Source organism: Calditrichota bacterium (genome assembly GCA_016867835.1).
GTDB lineage: Bacteria > Electryoneota > AABM5-125-24 > Hatepunaeales > Hatepunaeaceae > VGIQ01.
This window is the reverse complement of the sequence record VGIQ01000058.1, coordinates 1-16,743: the sequence shown is the minus strand read 5'-3', so window position 1 is coordinate 16,743 and position 16,743 is coordinate 1. Positions and strand designations below refer to the sequence as shown.

21 protein-coding genes are annotated in these 16,743 nt (G+C 56.4%); 18 read left to right on the top strand and 3 right to left on the bottom strand.

Going from position 1 to position 16,743, the window contains the following annotated elements; all coding sequences use genetic code 11:
* Positions 1–801: hypothetical protein (locus FJY67_07375; GenBank protein MBM3329276.1), on the bottom strand; the 801-nt coding region annotated here is incomplete at its 3' end.
* A gap of 192 nt (positions 802–993) precedes the next feature.
* Between FJY67_07375 and FJY67_07370 the strand changes: the two genes are divergently transcribed.
* On the top strand, positions 994–1,305 hold the full coding sequence (locus FJY67_07370; protein ID MBM3329275.1) for an integration host factor subunit beta: 312 nt from the start codon (positions 994–996) through the stop codon (positions 1,303–1,305).
* 23 nt (positions 1,306–1,328) lie between these two features.
* On the opposite strand, the gene FJY67_07365 is transcribed toward FJY67_07370, so the two are convergent.
* Positions 1,329–1,616: a hypothetical protein gene (locus FJY67_07365; GenBank protein MBM3329274.1), complete on the bottom strand. Its 288-nt coding sequence runs from the start codon at positions 1,614–1,616 to the stop codon at positions 1,329–1,331.
* 165 nt (positions 1,617–1,781) lie between these two features.
* Between FJY67_07365 and FJY67_07360 the strand changes: the two genes are divergently transcribed.
* On the top strand, positions 1,782–4,226 hold the full coding sequence (locus tag FJY67_07360; protein MBM3329273.1) for a copper-translocating P-type ATPase: 2,445 nt from the start codon (positions 1,782–1,784) through the stop codon (positions 4,224–4,226).
* Positions 4,227–4,232: 6 nt separating this feature from the next.
* Here the strand turns inward: FJY67_07360 and FJY67_07355 are convergent, their stop codons facing one another.
* Positions 4,233–4,889, bottom strand: coding sequence for a queuosine precursor transporter (locus FJY67_07355; GenBank protein MBM3329272.1), 657 nt, complete (start codon positions 4,887–4,889; stop codon positions 4,233–4,235).
* Between the two features lie 148 nt (positions 4,890–5,037).
* Here FJY67_07355 and FJY67_07350 point away from each other — a divergent pair, with 148 nt between their 5' ends.
* From FJY67_07350 to FJY67_07275, 16 genes are all read left to right on the top strand, one after another.
* Positions 5,038–5,769: a YggS family pyridoxal phosphate-dependent enzyme gene (locus FJY67_07350; protein MBM3329271.1), complete on the top strand. Its 732-nt coding sequence runs from the start codon at positions 5,038–5,040 to the stop codon at positions 5,767–5,769.
* A 12-nt stretch (positions 5,770–5,781) separates the two neighbouring features.
* Complete coding sequence (locus FJY67_07345) at positions 5,782–6,336, top strand: DivIVA domain-containing protein (protein ID MBM3329270.1); 555 nt, start codon at positions 5,782–5,784, stop codon at positions 6,334–6,336.
* Between the two features lie 22 nt (positions 6,337–6,358).
* Positions 6,359–7,198, top strand: a complete 840-nt coding sequence (locus tag FJY67_07340; protein MBM3329269.1) for a purine-nucleoside phosphorylase — start codon at positions 6,359–6,361, stop codon at positions 7,196–7,198.
* Between the two features lie 26 nt (positions 7,199–7,224).
* Positions 7,225–7,431 carry a type II toxin-antitoxin system HicB family antitoxin gene (locus FJY67_07335; GenBank protein MBM3329268.1) on the top strand — a complete coding sequence of 69 codons (207 nt, stop codon included), beginning with the start codon at positions 7,225–7,227 and terminating at the stop codon, positions 7,429–7,431.
* The gene (locus FJY67_07330; protein MBM3329267.1) at positions 7,428–7,655 is read left to right on the top strand and encodes a type II toxin-antitoxin system HicA family toxin; all 228 of its coding nucleotides are present in this window, start codon (positions 7,428–7,430) and stop codon (positions 7,653–7,655) included. The genes FJY67_07335 and FJY67_07330 overlap by 4 nt, the downstream gene beginning before the upstream one ends.
* Positions 7,613–8,434, top strand: a complete 822-nt coding sequence (locus tag FJY67_07325; protein MBM3329266.1) for a site-specific DNA-methyltransferase — start codon at positions 7,613–7,615, stop codon at positions 8,432–8,434. The genes FJY67_07330 and FJY67_07325 overlap by 43 nt, the downstream gene beginning before the upstream one ends.
* A complete protein-coding gene (locus FJY67_07320; GenBank protein ID MBM3329265.1) occupies positions 8,428–8,688 on the top strand; it encodes a type II toxin-antitoxin system HicB family antitoxin in 261 nt (86 codons plus the stop codon). Before FJY67_07325 ends, FJY67_07320 begins: the two co-directional genes overlap by 7 nt.
* Complete coding sequence (locus tag FJY67_07315) at positions 8,672–8,872, top strand: type II toxin-antitoxin system HicA family toxin (GenBank protein MBM3329264.1); 201 nt, start codon at positions 8,672–8,674, stop codon at positions 8,870–8,872. Before FJY67_07320 ends, FJY67_07315 begins: the two co-directional genes overlap by 17 nt.
* Before the next feature lie 184 nt (positions 8,873–9,056).
* Positions 9,057–9,434, top strand: coding sequence for a hypothetical protein (locus tag FJY67_07310; protein MBM3329263.1), 378 nt, complete (start codon positions 9,057–9,059; stop codon positions 9,432–9,434).
* Positions 9,435–9,618: 184 nt separating this feature from the next.
* Positions 9,619–10,053: a hypothetical protein gene (locus FJY67_07305; protein ID MBM3329262.1), complete on the top strand. Its 435-nt coding sequence runs from the start codon at positions 9,619–9,621 to the stop codon at positions 10,051–10,053.
* Between the two features lie 8 nt (positions 10,054–10,061).
* On the top strand, positions 10,062–11,072 hold the full coding sequence (locus tag FJY67_07300) for a hypothetical protein (GenBank protein ID MBM3329261.1): 1,011 nt from the start codon (positions 10,062–10,064) through the stop codon (positions 11,070–11,072).
* Complete coding sequence (locus FJY67_07295) at positions 11,069–14,353, top strand: isoleucine--tRNA ligase (protein ID MBM3329260.1); 3,285 nt, start codon at positions 11,069–11,071, stop codon at positions 14,351–14,353. The genes FJY67_07300 and FJY67_07295 overlap by 4 nt, the downstream gene beginning before the upstream one ends.
* 24 nt (positions 14,354–14,377) lie before the next feature.
* On the top strand, positions 14,378–14,809 hold the full coding sequence (locus tag FJY67_07290) for a TraR/DksA family transcriptional regulator (protein ID MBM3329259.1): 432 nt from the start codon (positions 14,378–14,380) through the stop codon (positions 14,807–14,809).
* The gene (lspA, locus tag FJY67_07285; protein ID MBM3329258.1) at positions 14,806–15,390 is read left to right on the top strand and encodes a signal peptidase II; all 585 of its coding nucleotides are present in this window, start codon (positions 14,806–14,808) and stop codon (positions 15,388–15,390) included. The genes FJY67_07290 and lspA overlap by 4 nt, the downstream gene beginning before the upstream one ends.
* The gene (locus FJY67_07280; protein ID MBM3329257.1) at positions 15,305–16,144 is read left to right on the top strand and encodes an SAM-dependent chlorinase/fluorinase; all 840 of its coding nucleotides are present in this window, start codon (positions 15,305–15,307) and stop codon (positions 16,142–16,144) included. Before lspA ends, FJY67_07280 begins: the two co-directional genes overlap by 86 nt.
* A 79-nt stretch (positions 16,145–16,223) precedes the next feature.
* The coding region (locus tag FJY67_07275; protein ID MBM3329256.1) for an MBL fold metallo-hydrolase at positions 16,224–16,743 on the top strand (520 nt) is incomplete at its 3' end.

Genomic DNA, 16,743 nt, shown 5'->3' with positions numbered 1-16,743 from the left:
CGGGGGGCCGAGAGCAATATCGCCGTTCAGCCTTGCCCCCGGCCGGATGATGCTGCGAGGGCCAATGTAGAGCGGTCCGGAGAGGATTGCTCCGCTCTCAATCCGGACCTCCCGGTCGAGCCAGACCGGGCCCTGTGAGGCGTCGATGATGGCGCCGGCACCTAAACTGACCCCCGGTTCGATGCGAACGGCCCCGGATTCGGCATTTACAATAGCGCCGGGACCGATGGTAACATTACCCGCAGTTTGGACATTATCAAGACCACGCACTATGACATCGGCAGGCGGCTGCCAGAGTTCGAAGGAAGCGGATCCAGCTTCGGCTAAAAAGTCGAATCTTATCTCCAAGCCTATGCGTTCGACGATCTCCCACGGATAATCATAACGAAAGCCTGCAACCTCGTGAACGGGCAGCACAGCAGCGATGTCGTGTAGTTTTTGGGAAGCCAGGGAGCGGCGGAGCATCTCAACCGAGCCTGCAGGGATGTGCATTCCCAGTAATCGGCTATCGGCCTCCATGCGAAACAAGGCGTTGCGCCGACCTTCTAGCGAGGCAAGATCATAGATTACCGCCCGGCTGTCGAGTAGGAGTATCGGCTCATCATCTTGATGCTGAATGCCTTCCCATATCTGCAAAGGCTCAAGGATGTTGAACCGGTCGGCAAGCCTACCGTATGAGGCTGAGAGTCGGGAGTGTTTCTCCTCAAGCCGCAACGCGCCAGCGCGAACTTCGCTTGGTGAACGAAGTTCCGCGATCGGGCCAAATCTGGCTGGAGCGGTATCGTCGTAGAGGATGATCACCGGCTGCTTCCGTCGTTCTTGGAAATTATTATGTTACTCCGCTTTAGGCATGGAAAACGGCTTGCGCGCCTGTATGGCGGCTCCTAAATTACTTGTTCGCAAGTTCGATAGATAGGGATGCCGGATTCGACCGTCAAGCGATTATCCGGCGTCGAACCCGTTCATAATATAATCCAAACCTGGGAGCAAAACTTGACGACTTACATTAAGAAGGACTTGATTCAACGGGTCGCGGAAAAGACCGGTATGGAATTAAAGTCCACCGCCGAGATGGTCAACGCCGTCTTTGCCGGTTTGAGGGAGATGATGATCGATGGTGGTGGGGAGAGCCGGATCGAGATCCGAAATTTCGGGGTCTTTGAAGTAAAGGCGACGGCGGCCAAACCCAAAGCGCGCAATCCGAAGAAGCCGCAGCAGGTGATTTATGTTCCAGCGCGCCGCAAAACGCACTTTCGGCCGGGCAAGATCATGAAGAGCGTCCTGCGCCAGCCATTCAAGGCTTGATCGAGCCAGTGACGGGAGGGTGATCAGGCGGCAAGAACCTGATCACCGGTGAAGAAGGAGAAGTCGAGCGCGGCTTCCATTTCCGAATTGCGCAGCAAAGCATATTGCAACGGCCCGAGCGTTACAGTCGTGCCGCAATCCCGGCAGGTGGCCAGATAGAGCACCGGAGGGGATGCCGTCCCGCCCCGGCCCGGCCAGGAGTTCTGAACCCCCAACGGCCGGAAACGCGGCGAACCGCAACGACACTTACGAATCATCGAACAGACCTTTCGGTATTTATAGGAAGCCTTCTGCTTGTAGCAGTCAGGCACAAAGTGTGCCATCGCTGCGACCAGGCAAGACTTAAGGTCTTACTTGTGCCCGCCGTCCTTTGCCTCTACCATTACTATCGCCCGTCGGACCTCGAAACTTTAGCGCTTCGAGGTTCGACGGGCAATTTTTTCCTCACTGCCAAGACTGACTCGTAGCACTTGTCGATGGGTCTCACCCTAAAGATCACCGGGATGCACTGTGCCTCCTGTGCCGGCGCCGTCGAATCTGCACTCAAGCGAGTTGACGGCGTAACCGATGCGCGCGTCAACCTGGCTCTTGAGATCGCCAGCGTCGATTTGGCCGACCAGGAGCCCGGATTGCCAGCGTTAATTTCGTCGGTTCGCGATGCCGGTTATGGCGTTGCAACGACGACATACCAACTTGCGATAGGCAGGATGTCGTGCGCTTCCTGTGTGCGGTCGGTCGAAGCGGCACTTATGCGGGTGCCGGGAGTCGTGAGCGCTTCGGTAAACCTTGCGATGCAGCGCGCTGATGTATTGCTCCTCGAAGGCGCAGCGGATGCCACAACACTGGCAAACTTTGTCAATGAGACCGGCTATGAAGCGCGGCCTATCGAAACGGGCGACGAGGCCGGTCCGGTAGCGCGGCAGCGTGCTGAAGCAGAAGTCCGGTGGCGGCGAATGGCACTGGCGCTCATTGGCGCATCGACGGTGATGGCGTTGGCGATGCTGCCGGGAGTGACAGGAATGGGTTGGCTCATTGTTCAAGGTGGGCTGACATTGCTAATTCTGGCGGGGCCGGGGCGGGAGTTCTTCACGGGGGCAATACTGCTTCTGCGCCATGGCCGGGCGGACATGAACACTCTCATCGCGCTCGGCACTGGAGCGGCGTTTTTCTATAGCGCAGCGATGACGCTCTTCCCGCATTGGGCGCCTCATACCGGCCATTCACATCCACCGGTCTATTACGAAACCGCGGCCATGATTGTGGCGCTGGTCCTGGTCGGCAGGACCCTCGAAGCGCGCGCGCGCAGTCGCGCCGGCGAAGCCATCAGCGGGCTGTTGAATATGACTCCAGTAGTGGGTTTGGTTGAACGGGATGGTCAGGCCGTTGAAGTGCCAACGTCCGAATTGAAAGGCGGAGACCTGGTGCTGGTGCGGTCGGGCGAGCGAATTCCGGTAGATGGACGGGTTCAAGGCGGGTCAGCGTCGATTGATGAGTCGATGTTGACCGGTGAAGCAAAGCCGGTTGGGAAGGCTGAAGGAGATTTAGTCTATGGCGGGACACTGGCACTCGAAGGCTCGCTAAAGGTTGAAGCGACCGGTGTCGGAAGTGATACCGCAGTTGCCCGCATTGCACACCTGGTAGAGGAAGCCCAGGGCGGCAAGGCACCGATACAGGATCTTGCCGACCGGGTAGCAGGTGTTTTCGTTCCGGCAGTGTTGGCGATTGCACTGATCACGCTGTTTTTATGGATCGTATTACCGACGAAGCCGGATCCGACACTCGCGCTGACGGCATTTGTATCGGTCTTGATTATTGCCTGTCCTTGTGCTATGGGCCTGGCTACTCCGACTGCGATCCTGGTGGGAACCGGCGCGGCGGCCCGGAAAGGTGTAGTGTTTAAGGGCGGCGAGGCTCTTGAACGTGCCGCCCGGATCGGAACCGTTGTATTCGACAAAACTGGAACGTTGACCGAAGGTCGTCCTCGCGTGGTGGGAGTCCATACCGCCGAAGGCGTATCTAGCGACGACCTATTGCAGATCGCCTCTTCGATCGAAGTCCATACTCACCATCCGCTTGCCGGTGCCATACTAAGAGAAGCGCGCGCGAAAGACTTAAGACTGCTGAATGGCTACGGATATGAAACCGTGGCTGGTCGAGGGGTTCGAGCCACCATCGATGAGACTGTCTATCGGATTGGTTCGCCTGAGTTTCTGGACGAAGAAGGTATTTTCATTAGTCCACAAGATCAGGAGGCAGCACAGAGATCGCGGGAGCATGAGGCATCGGTTGCCGGGGTTGCGTCGAAAGTCTTCCTGGGGTGGATCATGGTCGCCGATCCGGTTCGCACATCGGCAAGATCCACCATAACCGGGCTTTCCGGCGAAGGCGTCCGGTCGATCATGGCTAGTGGTGACAATGAAAGAGTTGCTGAGTTGATTGCGGCCGAGACAGGGGTTGGGGAGGTCTATTCCGGTTTGCGCCCGGAGGGCAAAGTGGAGATCATCCGTCGTCTCAAGGCTGATGGATTGAAGGGAGGCTCCGAAAGGGCGGGTCAAAGATCGCTGGTGGCAATGGTGGGAGACGGTATCAACGATGCTCCAGCGCTTGCGGCGGCGGACGTCGGCGTTGCGATCGGTTCGGGCAGCGATATCGCGGTTGAGGCGGCGGACGTCACGCTGTTTGGGAACGATCTTGCCGGAGTAGCGCGGGCATTGAAGATTGCTTGTCGCACGGTCCGGGTCATCAGGCAGAATCTTGGTTGGGCGTTTGGCTACAATATCCTCGCCATACCTGTCGCCGCGGGTGCGCTCTATCCGCTCACCGGGATGCTCCTCTCGCCGATGATTGCAGCGGCTGCGATGGCTTTCAGCAGTGTCTCAGTGGTTCTTAACAGTCTGCGTCTTAAGCATATGCAGATATAGGTTAGCCTATAGCAACTCTATACGTCGCAGGTACCTTACTCCCAGATAGACGAAGGGGGTGTCGAATATAGCAAGGATCCACTTGACCACCGTCAAGCCGACGATCATTGAGAGGATGGGAGCCGTTCCGAGGAAAGCGACGGTGACGAATAGTGTGGTGTCGATAAATTGTGAAGCCATGGTCGAAACGTTGTTGCGCAGCCATAGATGGCGTCCGTCGGTCTTCCGCTTGAGGAGTTGAAAGAGCCAGACGTCGTGTGTCTGACTGATTAGATAGGCGACCAAACTCGCGAGGGTGATACGGGTCGTTGCGCCGACCGTTTTCGCCCATCCTTCGGCATTATCCCAGAAGGGTGCCGTGGGGAGGAGCATCGCCAGTTGGATCAATATCAGCGCTGTTACCGTCCCGATGAATCCAGCCAGAACCGCTCTCTGAGCCTTAGCAACACCCCAGACTTCCTCGATAAGGTCGGTGAATAGAAAGGTCGCGGCGTAGGCGACAACCCCGGCCGGGAAAATCAAGTCTCCGGCCAGGGGCAGGCGCATCAAGACAATCTTCGCCGCGAGCACTTGTGAAATGACCAGACTGGCTATGAAGCCGCTGAGCAGATAGATGTAGGCGGCTTCCAGTCTGTTATGGGCTTCCTGCGGGGCTTGCAGCATATCTATTGCCGGTTGGATTAATGTTGGGTTGCAAGATAATCTCGCGCATTCGCTGTTGCAAGGGGCAAATCTTGCCAGTGTTATGCGAAGACGACGGAAGCAATTGCTTTGAGCGAGTGAAGCGGTTATATTACTTTACTTTAGGTTAATGGTGCAAAGGGTGTTACAAGAGACTGTTTCCGCACGTTTTAGGGAAATCAGGCAACGGATCGCTGAGGCGGAAGTCAGGTCGGGTAGGGCGGCTGGATCCGTTCGTATTGTTGGAGCAGTCAAGGGCGTCGCGGTAGGTCAGATCGTCGAGGCTGTCCGTGCCGGGCTCTACGATCTTGGCGAAAACCGCATCCAGGAGCACGAGTCGCACCGCCACGCGATCGAGCATTGCAGTGGTGTGTTGAGTTCGGTTCCTGTGATTAGATGGCATTTCATCGGCAGGCTGCAGTCAAATAAGGCAGCGCGCGCGGTGAAGTGTTTCGATGTCATTCAATCGGTCGATTCGGTAGAGCTTGTCAGTAGGTTGGACCGGCTGGCGGGAGATATTGAAAGAAGGCTATTGGTCTTTGCCGAGGTCAACATCAGCAGCGAAGAGACCAAGGGTGGAATCGCGCCAAATGGGCTGCCTCGACTTATAGAGTCAATCAAAAAAGCGGGCAATCTGACATTAGGTGGGTTAATGACTATTGGCCCGCTGACCGACGACAACGACCGAATCCGGCGAGCCTATGACGAGATGCTCATTTTGCGCGACGGTATCGACCCGCAACTCGAACTTTCGATGGGCATGTCGAACGACTTCGTATTGGCTGTAGCCTGCGGTGCGACAATGGTGCGGATAGGAACCGCGCTTTTCGGTCCGCGCAGGCTTAAAGAGGTCTCGGTGTAGTTCAGGAGCATTGTGTTAAGTCCGGTAGAAATCAAGAAGCACGAGTTTGGTCGTGCGATGCGCGGCTACGATCAGGAAGAGGTGAATGCCTTCCTCGAGAGCGTAGCCGGGGAATTTGAGAAACTGCTTGACCAGGTGCGTCTTCAGTCGAGCGAGGTTGAGCGGCTGCGCGCGGAACTCTCGTCCTACCAGCGGATGGAGCAGAATATGCGCGAGGCGATGGTCAACGCTCAGGAAACGCTCCGCGATGCCCGCGAGGGCGCCCGCCGCGAAGCCGAACTGGCGCAGCGCGAGGCTGAGGTGATGGCTGAGAAGATTATTGCCGACGCGCGTCGTAGGAGTGAGGAGATTCGTCGAGAAGTCGATGGCCTCGTCCAGCGCCGGGATGGGCTTACCCGGAAACTAAGAGCGCTTCTCAGGTCGGAACTCGACTTGATCGATCTGATGATGGAGGAGGATGAGAAGATCGATCAGGCCAACGGGGAAAGCCCTGTATCAACACCGATCAAGGCCTCCCCGCTCGAGCGTGCCGAGTCGCAGATCCTGCACCGGACGATCAAATCGTAAGTTTGATGACCGACTGGCTGCTATGAGCGACACTGCAATCGGCGATCTTTACACCCGCCTCGAGCGCGCGGTGGACTACTTGCGCTCGAGTGGCTTTGACGGCGTGCCGGATGCGGCGCTGATCTTCGGCTCGGGACTGGGGGCGATGGCGGCTCGGATGGAAGTCGAGGCTGAAGCGGCTTATGCCGACATACCCGGCTTCGCCAACACGACGCTATCGTTCCACAAGGGTCGGTTGCTGTGGGGCCATATTGCCGGCCGGCGGGTCGTGGCGATGGACGGGCGATTGCACCGCTACGAAGGGTGGTCGATGGCGCAGATTGCCTTTCCAGTGCAGACGATGAGGATGCTCGGCGCCGGGAGGCTGTTCCTTTCCAATATCGCCGGAGGTCTGAACCCGAATCTACGGGCGGGCGACATCGGGTTGATCGTAGATCATATCAACCTGATGGGGGATAATCCTCTGATAGGTCCGAATGATGAACGAATCGGGCCGCGCTATCCGGATATGATCGAGCCTTATTCGATAAGCCTTATCAGTCTTACCGAGCAGATCGGGATGGAGATGGGATTGCGGCTGCCGCGCTGCGTCTATGCGGCGGTGACCGGACCTATGTTCGAGACCCGCGCCGAATACCGGATGCTGAGGACGCTTGGCGCCGACCTGGTCGGGATGTCGAGCGTGCCGGAGGTGATCGCGGCAGTGCATGGAGGAATAGAGGTGCTGGCTCTTTCGCTGGTATCGGACGAGTGCTTCCCGGAGTGCCTTACGCCGCTGGAAGTACCGGTATTGCTCAAGCGGGCAGAAGAAGGGGCGGAGAAGATTGGGGAGTTGTTTAGGAGATTGGTTTCCAGGATATAGTTTCAGCCGATTGCAAGGAATAACTATTGAAATACGCCATAGATATTTATCAGGATGAAGATGGTGTCTTCATTGTGGAATGTCCCGCCATCCCGGGTTGTGTTAGCCAGGGAGCGACGGAGAGCGAGGCCATTGAGAACATTCGCGATGCTATCCGTGAATGCCTTGAGGTAAGAAGAGAGATGGGCCTGCAACTTGATGTATCGGTCAGACATGTTGAAGTGTCTGTTTGATGCCTGAAGTGCCCGTCCTAAGGCCGAATGAGGTCGTGCGTTGTTTCCAAAGACTTGGTTGGCGTGTCGCTCGTCAGCGTGGCAGCCACATCATTATGACCCGTGAAGGTAGTTCAGTTACCTTGTCTATTCCAAATCACAATACGGTTGCTCGTGGGACTTTGAGAGCCTTGATCAAGAAATCCGGACTATCTGTAGAGGCATTTCTGGAGACACTTTCTTGAGCATTCTTCCCGACCTTGAAGCGGCGCTCGCGCGCATCGACGCGCCTCACGAGATACTGCCCGGCGGGTGGGTCTTCAACTGCGATAACCGGCTGGTCTATGAGGCGCTGCCGGACAACTGCATCGACCTGATCATCACCGATCCGCCCTACAAGGACTACCAGTCGAACCGCCCGGTGGCGCACGAGAAGGTGAAGAAGATCAACGTCGCGGACTTCGACCTGCCGTTCTTCATCGAGCAGTCGTCGCGGGTGTTGAAGCCCGGCGCGCACTTCTACTGCTGGTGCGATCACCTGACGTTCCCGGGAATTGTGATGGAGATGAACGCGCAGAGGGGAAGATGGAAGATGGAAAATGGAACGAAGGAGCCGCAGCATTATTTAACCTACAAGAACATGCTGGTCTGGGTGAAGAACAACCACGGGTCGGGGGATTTGAAGGGCAACTACGCCCCGCAGCACGAGTTGGTGATATTTGGGGTGAAGGGGGACAGGGGGAGGCCGCTCAACGGGAAACGCCTATCTAATATATTCGACGCCCGTAAGGTGCCGAATCACTACTTCAATCACGGCACGGTCAAGCCGGTTGAGATTCTGAAGAAGTTCATCGAAGCATCGTCGAATGAAGGAGATGTAGTCATGGATCCTTATGCAGGGACGATGGGAGTGGGGGAGGCAGTTAATTCAGGAAGAAAATTCGTGATGGTAGAGAGGGAAAAAGGACATTGGGAAGCGAGAAACATTAGATTATCAAATAAAGAGGAGAAATTCACTTGCTGAACGACTACATCAAAGCGGCGCTTAGGCGAGCGAGATATGAATTGTTGGATGATGACGATTCAGTCTACGCTGAGGTTCCTGAGTTGCCTGGAGTTTGGGCCAACGCGCCAACATGGGAGGAATGCCGCGACCAACTCGCTGAGGTGGTAGAAGGTTGGGTGCTGTTGGGTATCAAGCGTGGCGCTGAGATTCCGGTGTTAGACAGCGTGGACTTAAATCTAATAGGCGTCGCAGAAGATGTTGAATCCTATTAGTCTGCGAGAGTTGATCCGCCGATTTCGTGCGCTCGGCTACACCGGTCCGACTCCAAGCGGTAAGCATCCCTATATGGAAAAAGGACTACACCGGGTCTATATTCCCAATGCACATCAAGGGGATATTGGCGTTGGGCTTCAAAAGCGGATTTTACGAAGGGCAGGGATCAACGTGGAAGAGTAGAAGGGAGTGAAGTGATTCGGGAAGAAGAGTTGGATACTTGCAATGAGACGATGGAAGTGGAGGAGGGGTTCGTTTTTTTCTTCGACCCACATAGGTGGCTGAGTAAGACCTGGAATACGGTAAATTCCAAATCTGGTAGGATTATCGTTGACCGTTACTTAATTACATTATATTAGGTAAAAGGATGAAGTTATCACCTGAATTAATACGAAGAAATTTTGAGGAAGAGAAGGCACGATTTAAGGATCAGGAGCAGTCACAAAAAGAGACTAGAAAGACATCTGATCAACTGGCGGGGGGCTGTCTCGGTTGTGGTGGACTTATTCTGGTTGTGATCCTGTTTATTTGGCTTATGTCACAGTGCAATTCATCCTCAAGCAATTCGAGCAATACTAATCAGTCGCACCCCAAAACTGAGTACGAAAAATGGCGAGACGCGCAAAAAAACGATGAAGACTGGCAGAAGTATCGGAGAGAGCGTATAGGAACTCCCCCGCCTTCTAATAAGGAAATCGAAGAGTTTATGAAGGGCGTTCACGAATCTCAAAAGGGGGTAAGATGACTGGCGAGATTTGTTACCATATGATAAGCGCAATTTCAATTGTCTTTCGTAATGGCGAATTTAACAGAATCCTTCTCTTCCCGCATGGCGGCAACCGCAACCTGAAGAGTTTACAGATCGTCCATCGGGTCGCTCAACTGGTGTATCACGTCATCGAACCGTCACCGCCGAGAGTGACGAGGATGTGCTTTTCAACCAATATCTCGATTTCCCGATGAACCGCAGATACATCACTACCGTTCTCGCCTACGTCGTCGTTACCCTCTTTTGTGCGGCGGCGTGGCACCTCGGACTTTTCGGCAGTATCTATAGAGACCTCGGCGCCTTCACCCGCGAGAAGCCGATCATCCCCCTCGGCTTGCTCTCGATGCTGATCCAGGGCCTCGTCATTGCTTGGCTCTATCCCCGGGTGCGGCTGGAAGGCAAGCCGGTCGTCCGGGGACTCGTTTTCGGCCTTATGATGGGCCTCTTTATGGGAAGCAACGCCGTTCTGGCCGAGGCTGGGAAGAACGAGGTCGGGTCTATCCCAACCTGGATCGTCGTTGAGGGCCTGTTCTATATCATCTGGCCTGCGGTCATCGGTATTTTGGTCGCTCAAATCAACAGGCAAACTGAGTAAATCGCCCAATGCCTCGTCTAACCATAAAACCTCGTCCCTATCCGGAATTTGAGGGGCAGTCCGATGAAGTGGAGACCGACGCACCGGCAAGCAGCAAGCTGCCTGCCGTGGCGCTTACCAAGGATCTCGTCCTTTCGGTCGCGGCCATGAAGCGGACCTATAATGAGATCAGCGCCGAACTCGGGGTTTCGTTGATACAATTGCATAAGTTCTGTCGTCGAAGAGGCTTGCAGGAGCGCATTCGGCGGCTATTGCTTGAGAATGTTCTCAACCCCATGGGGCTTACCCGTGAAGACATCCTCGAACTGGCTCACGAGTCGGATGGGTATATTAAACTGGCCAATCGCATAGCCTTTTCATATCCCACCGGTGTGAAACTGATGAAGCGCTACGGCATCCTTGAGGAGGTGAAGGCGATAACCCGTAGGAATCGCCTGGGTGAGCCGCTCGATGTTGTCAAGGTGCGTAAGGAGTGGCTTGACAAAGCCAAAGTGTGCAAGAGTTACGGAGATTTGGCATCTACGTTGGGAATCGAGAAGAGCGGCGTCGAAACGATTGCGAAGAGAATTGGCATTGGGGAGAGATTGAAGGAGAAGTTCGCGAAGAATCGCATTATACGGCTGCCGGAGGATATGGTGAAGCGGGCCGAGAATTTTGCCACGCTCACGCAATTGGCTACCAGCATTGGATTATCGACCAGTTCAACCGTGTTTCATCTGAAGAGGGCTGGAATCTACGATCAGGTAAAGGCTACATTAGCCGTCCGCTACTCGGTCATCAAGGTTCAAGTGCGGGCGAGCATACGGGTAGAAGACCTCGTAGTGGCGGCTCGAGAGTCGAAGAACTTTGCCGATATAGCCCGGAAGATGAACCTCTCCCGCCAGCGCGTCGATCAATTGCTGAACAAGTATGGTATTCATGACAAAGTAAAGGCGATGATGAGAGGCGGACCCGAGATCGATCTGGCAAGCATTCCCCATCTGCCGAGGCGAAAGAAGAGGGCTCGTTCGCAAAAATAACATCGAACCGTACTAACGAATTGTCAACCACTTCAGATAACAACATCTTCTGGCTATCAACTCCCGGCGGCGGGCTTGTGCCGGTCTCGCCGAAGGTGGACTTTCCGGCCCTCGACTGCGCAGTTCAGAGTCTGTGGGACGAGCGGCGCATCTTCGCGCGCTCAATCGCCGAACGGCCTCGGGATGGCAAGGGCGACTTCGTTGCCTACGACGGACCTCCCGGCACCAACGGCATCCCCCACATCGGGCATATGATGCAGTCGGCGCTGAAGGACCTCTGGCCCCGCTTCAAGACGATGCAAGGCTACCGCGTCCGTCGCAAGGCCGGCTGGGATACGCACGGCCTCCCAATCGAATTGACCGCCGAGAAGGAACTGGGTCTTGGCTCGAAGCGCGACATCGAGACGATGCCGGGCGGCGTCGCGGCCTACATCGACTATTGCCGTTCGACGGTCTATCGCTACAAGGATGAGTGGGTCAAGGCGATCCGCCGCATCGGGAGGTTCCTCGACACCTACGACGACTACGCCACCCTCCGCCCCGAATACATCGAGACTGACTGGTGGGCGGTCAAGACGGCGTGGGACAAAGGGCTGCTCTATCAGGATCGCCGCATCATGCCCTACTGCTCGCGCTGCGGCACGTCACTCTCCCAGCACGAGGTTGCACAAGGATATAAGGATGTGCAGGACATTTCGCTATATGTGAAGTTTCGACTTACCGCAGAATCGACAAAATCTCTGTATGGCGACGATAGACCAACACATTTTGTGGCATGGACGACGACTCCTTGGACGCTGCTAAGTAATGTGGCGTTGGCAGTTAACTCTAATCTAAACTATGTCCGGCTGGAGAGAAACACTGGAGACACGATCATCATTGCCGAGGATCGTCTGGATGCGTTGATGGGATTTTTGGAAGCAACTGGCTATCTTGAAACTATTAATGGAAATCGACTTTCTGGTTTGCGCTATAAACCGCTTTGGAGTTGGCAATCCGATGAAAAGGCTCACAAGGTCATCGCTGACGATTATGTCACCGCCGACGACGGTTCCGGAATTGTCCACCTCGCCCTTTACGGCGAGGATGACTTTCGCCTAATCCGCAATTTCGGATTGCCACTGGTCCAGAACGTCGATGCCGATGGCAAATGCACGCCCAACACCGGCCCCTTCGCCGGCCGCTGGTTCCGGGAGGAAGGCCTGGATGTCGATATCCTTAAGGACCTTGCCTCGCGCGGTTTGCTCTTCGGCAAGGAGAAGATTACCCACTCCTACCCGCACTGCTACCGCTGCGACACGCCGCTGATGTATTTCGCCAGGTCGGGCTGGTTCCTGAAGACGTCCGCCCTGCGCGACAATATGCTCGCCGCCAACGAGACCATCAACTGGTATCCCGAGCACATCAAGAAGGGGCGGTTCGGCAACTGGCTGGAGAACAATGTCGATTGGAACATCTCGCGCGACCGCTATTGGGGCTCGCCGCTGCCGATCTGGGAGTGCTCGTCGTGCGGACGAACCGAGTGCCTGGGATCCTTCTCTGAACTCGAGGCGCGTCTTGGTCATCCTTTGCCGGATGGTTTTGACGCTCATAAGCCTTATATTGATACTCTCGTATTAAAGTGCCTTTCGTGCGGCAGCGATATGCGCCGCGTTCCAGAAGTGCTCGACTGCTGGTTCAACGCCGGCATCATGCCGTGGGGTCAGTGGGGCTATCCGGCTGCATCCGGGTCCGCCGAGATGCTCGCGCAGCAGTTCCCCGCGGACTTCATCTGTGAGGCTATCGACCAAACCCGCGGCTGGTTCTACACCATGCTCGCGACCTCGGTGATGCTGACCGCTCGAAGTCGGAGCGACGGATCGCTCGAAGGCGGCGAGTCGTCCTTTCGGAACGTGATTTGCTCCGAGTTCATCACCGATCCGGAAGGCCGCAAAATGTCCAAATCGCGCGGCAATGTGATCGATCCGATCGCGCTCTGCGACCGGTTCGGTGCCGACGCAGTGCGATGGAACTTCTACTCGCTCAACCCCTGGACCGCCCGGCGGCATAACGACAGCGACGTGGTCGAGGTCCTAAAGCAGGTCCTCATCCCATGGTGGAATGCCTATTCGTTCTTTGTTACCTATGCCCGCGTCGATGGCTGGACGCCATCCAAAGGGAAAAGGGGAATGGGGAAAGGGGAAAGTCTATCCAACCCCCTCGACCGCTGGATATTGTCGCAACTCACCGGACTGCGCGACGATGTTACCGAACACCTTGAGCGCTACGATGTGACCGGTGCCGTCGAAGCCTTCGACCGGTTCATAGACGACCTGACCAACTGGCACATTCGCCGGTCGCGACGCCGGTTTTGGAAGTCGGACGACGATGCCGACAAGGCACAGGCTTACGCAACCCTCTACCGGGTCTTGACGGTGACGAACCGCCTGATGGCGCCGTTCATCCCGTTCACCAGCGAGGCGATATACCAGAACCTCGAGCGCGGTTTCGACGCTTCGGCGCCCGATTCGGTTCACTTGACCGACTGGCCCGCCGCGATGCCCGACCTTAGGGATGCTGCGCTCGAATCGGCAATGGCCAAGGTGCGCAGGATCGTTTCCCTGGCCCGCTCACTTCGCGCCGACGGTGGTGTTCGGGTGCGTCAACCGTTACCGGAGATGATCGTTGCCGGTGAAGACCTTTCCGACATCGAGCCGTTCAAGGATGTGATCCTCGACGAGTTGAACGTCAAGACGATGCTTTGTCGTGAAGTTGCCGACGGGCTCTACACCTGGAAAGCCAAAGCCGATTATAAGGTCTTCGGACCGCGCTTCGGTGCCAACGCGTCAACGTTGGCACGGTCGGTGGGAGAACTGACGCATGAGGAACTCTCCGAAATGGTGCGATCAGGGAGCATACGGGTGGGCGGCGAGTCCATCCTGCGCAGCGAAGTGCTCCTGACCGAAGTGCCATTGGAGAGTTATTGGGTGCGCATCGATGGCGGGATAACCGTCGCACTATGTCACCGCATCGACGACAACCTGACCGATGAATGGCTGGCCCGCGAATTCGTCCATCACATCCAGTCTCTGCGCCGCGACGCGGGGATGGAAGTCGAAGGGCGCATTGTGGTCGAATATGCTGTCGATGATGGACTCGGTCGCGCCATCACCCGATTTGCGGACTATGTCCGCACCGAGACCCTCGCCCGCGACCTTATCGATGATCCATCGATCGGTCCGGATGAGGGCGTGAAGATCGGCGAACGGAACGCTCGTGTTCGCATTCGCCCCGTTAGTTGAGTCGTTTCCCGAAGGAACCCCAGTATGATTCGTAAGAGTGCCGGCCCGGATGTTCTTCCGGGAACGAACCAGGAACGATACAGCACCGCAGACGCCGTCTTTTTCCAGGAACTGATCCTGGAACGGCGGGAGACCATCATGAAGCAACTCGGGCTCCTGACTGAAGCGACCCGCAATACCGTCCAGGAGTATTCGGGGGATAACTCGACATACACGCTTCATATGGCCGATCAAGGCACCGATGCCCAGGAGCGCGAAAAGGCCTTCATGTTGGCTTCGCGCGAAGGCCGCTACTTAAAGTACCTCGACCGCGCGCTCGAGATGATCAAGGAGGGCACCTACGGCATTTGCAACGACTGCGGCGAACCGATTCAAAAGAAGCGGCTTGAACTGGTCCCGACCGCCCGGCTCTGCATCTCCTGTAAGTTGAAGGAAGAGCAACGACGGGTCGTTTGACGACGCGGGAGCGACTGCTGCTCTACGTGCTCGCTGCCGCAATCGTCCTGCTCGACCAGGTAACCAAGACATGGGCCGCGAGCGCGCTCGCGGGCAGCGAGATCATTAGACCGTTAGGAAGCGATCTCATCTGGCTGGTGCTAGTGAAGAATCCCGGTCTGATTTTTGGGATGCGATGGCTGCCGCCGGTGGTGTTGGCGGTCATTGCCCTGGTGGCTGCGATTGCGTTGGCAGTTTACATTGGCCGGAGTCGCGACTTGACGATGGTTCAAGCCTTGCCTCTGGCGCTGATTATGGCTGGAGCCACCGGTAATATGATCGACCGAATGCTCTATGGCTATGTGATCGACTTCCTTAGCGTCGATTTGCCGGACTTCCTGATGGAACGTTGGCCGGTCTTCAATGTGGCCGATTCGGCGGTATCGTTGGGTGTAACGGCGCTCTTGATACTCTCTTTCACATCGCCGTCCGAAGGCGTTTCAGATCAATCCCCCAGTGCAGCGGATGCCGATGCTGCTGCACCGGTTGAGGTCGCCCGAGCCGAGAGCGTTGAGACCGGGGCTCACGATATCGAAAGGTGACGAATCGCACCCGCTTGTGGCGCTCGTCACCGATTTCGGCATGACGGACAGTTATGTTGCAGAAATGTGCGCCGTTTTGCTGCGGATTCCCGGATTGCGTATTCTGCATTTGTCGCACGACCTGAAACCTGGCGATATCGAAGCAGCGGGCTATCTCATTCGCCGTTCGGCGGGAATACTGCCGGACTATTCGATTCTTCTTGCGGTAGTCGATCCGGGAGTCGGATCGAACCGGTTGGCGGTAGTCATCCGGAATCGGGGAAAGTTTTTTATTGGGCCGGACAACGGCATTTTTGGTCCGGCGCTGGACTGGGACGGTCCGGTAGAGGTGCGGGCATTGACTGTTCCGGAGGGGGCTTCAGCAACTTTTCACGGTCGCGACCTCCTGGCGCCAGCGGCGGTGCGATTGGCGGCCGGTGACGCTTTCGAGGATCTGGGGCCGGCAATCCAATTGATCGCGACCCGACGCCCCAAGAGACCGGTTAAGGTGGGCAGCACCTGGTTCGGGCGGGTCGTCCACATCGACCGGTTTGGTGATGTGGCGACCGATATTCCAGGTGCCGAAGCTGGATGGGCCGTAGTTCCCGGATACGGCCGCTTGGGGAGACAAACTCACTATGCGGCGATGTCGTCAGGAATGCCTTTCTGGTTGGTCGGAAGCGATGGATGTGTGGAAATTGCAGTGCAGAGGGGAAACGCCGGGCACGTTCTGAACTTACGACCCGGCGACCCTATACGTCTGGTCGAAGAGTAGCCGGCGCCCCGGGCAGGCATCACAGCGGCAACAGTCTGAATAACGGAATCAAGGACGGAGCGAACAAACCGAGGCGGTGATGAAAGTTACCTTCTGGGGCACCCGCGGTTCGATACCGGCACCGGGAGCGGGAACGGTCGAAGTCGGCGGCAATACGACTTGTCTCGAAGTTGAGACCGGCAATGGCGCGCGCATTATAGTCGATGCCGGGACCGGTATCCGAACGTTAGGACTGCGCCTGATGTCCAAGTCACTTCACGATCCGATAACCTTCCTCCTGACCCACTCGCATTGGGACCACCTCGCCGGCTTCACCTTCTTCGCCCCGGCCTACAGTTCGAATTTCAAGATGGACTTCTATGGCAACCGAATGGCACAGGAAGTCCTCCGCCGCGACATCTTCGAGCGACACGACAATCGCTATTTTCCCGTGAATATGGATGACTTTCGGGCCGAAATCAAGTTCTTCGATGCCATACCCGAGGCTTTCGAGATCGGTGGCATCCGGATCTCGGTCATCAACTTGAATCATCCCGGCAACGGCTTCGGCTACCGGTTCGATCAAGGGCGCAGCAGTATCGCCTTCGTAACCGACAATG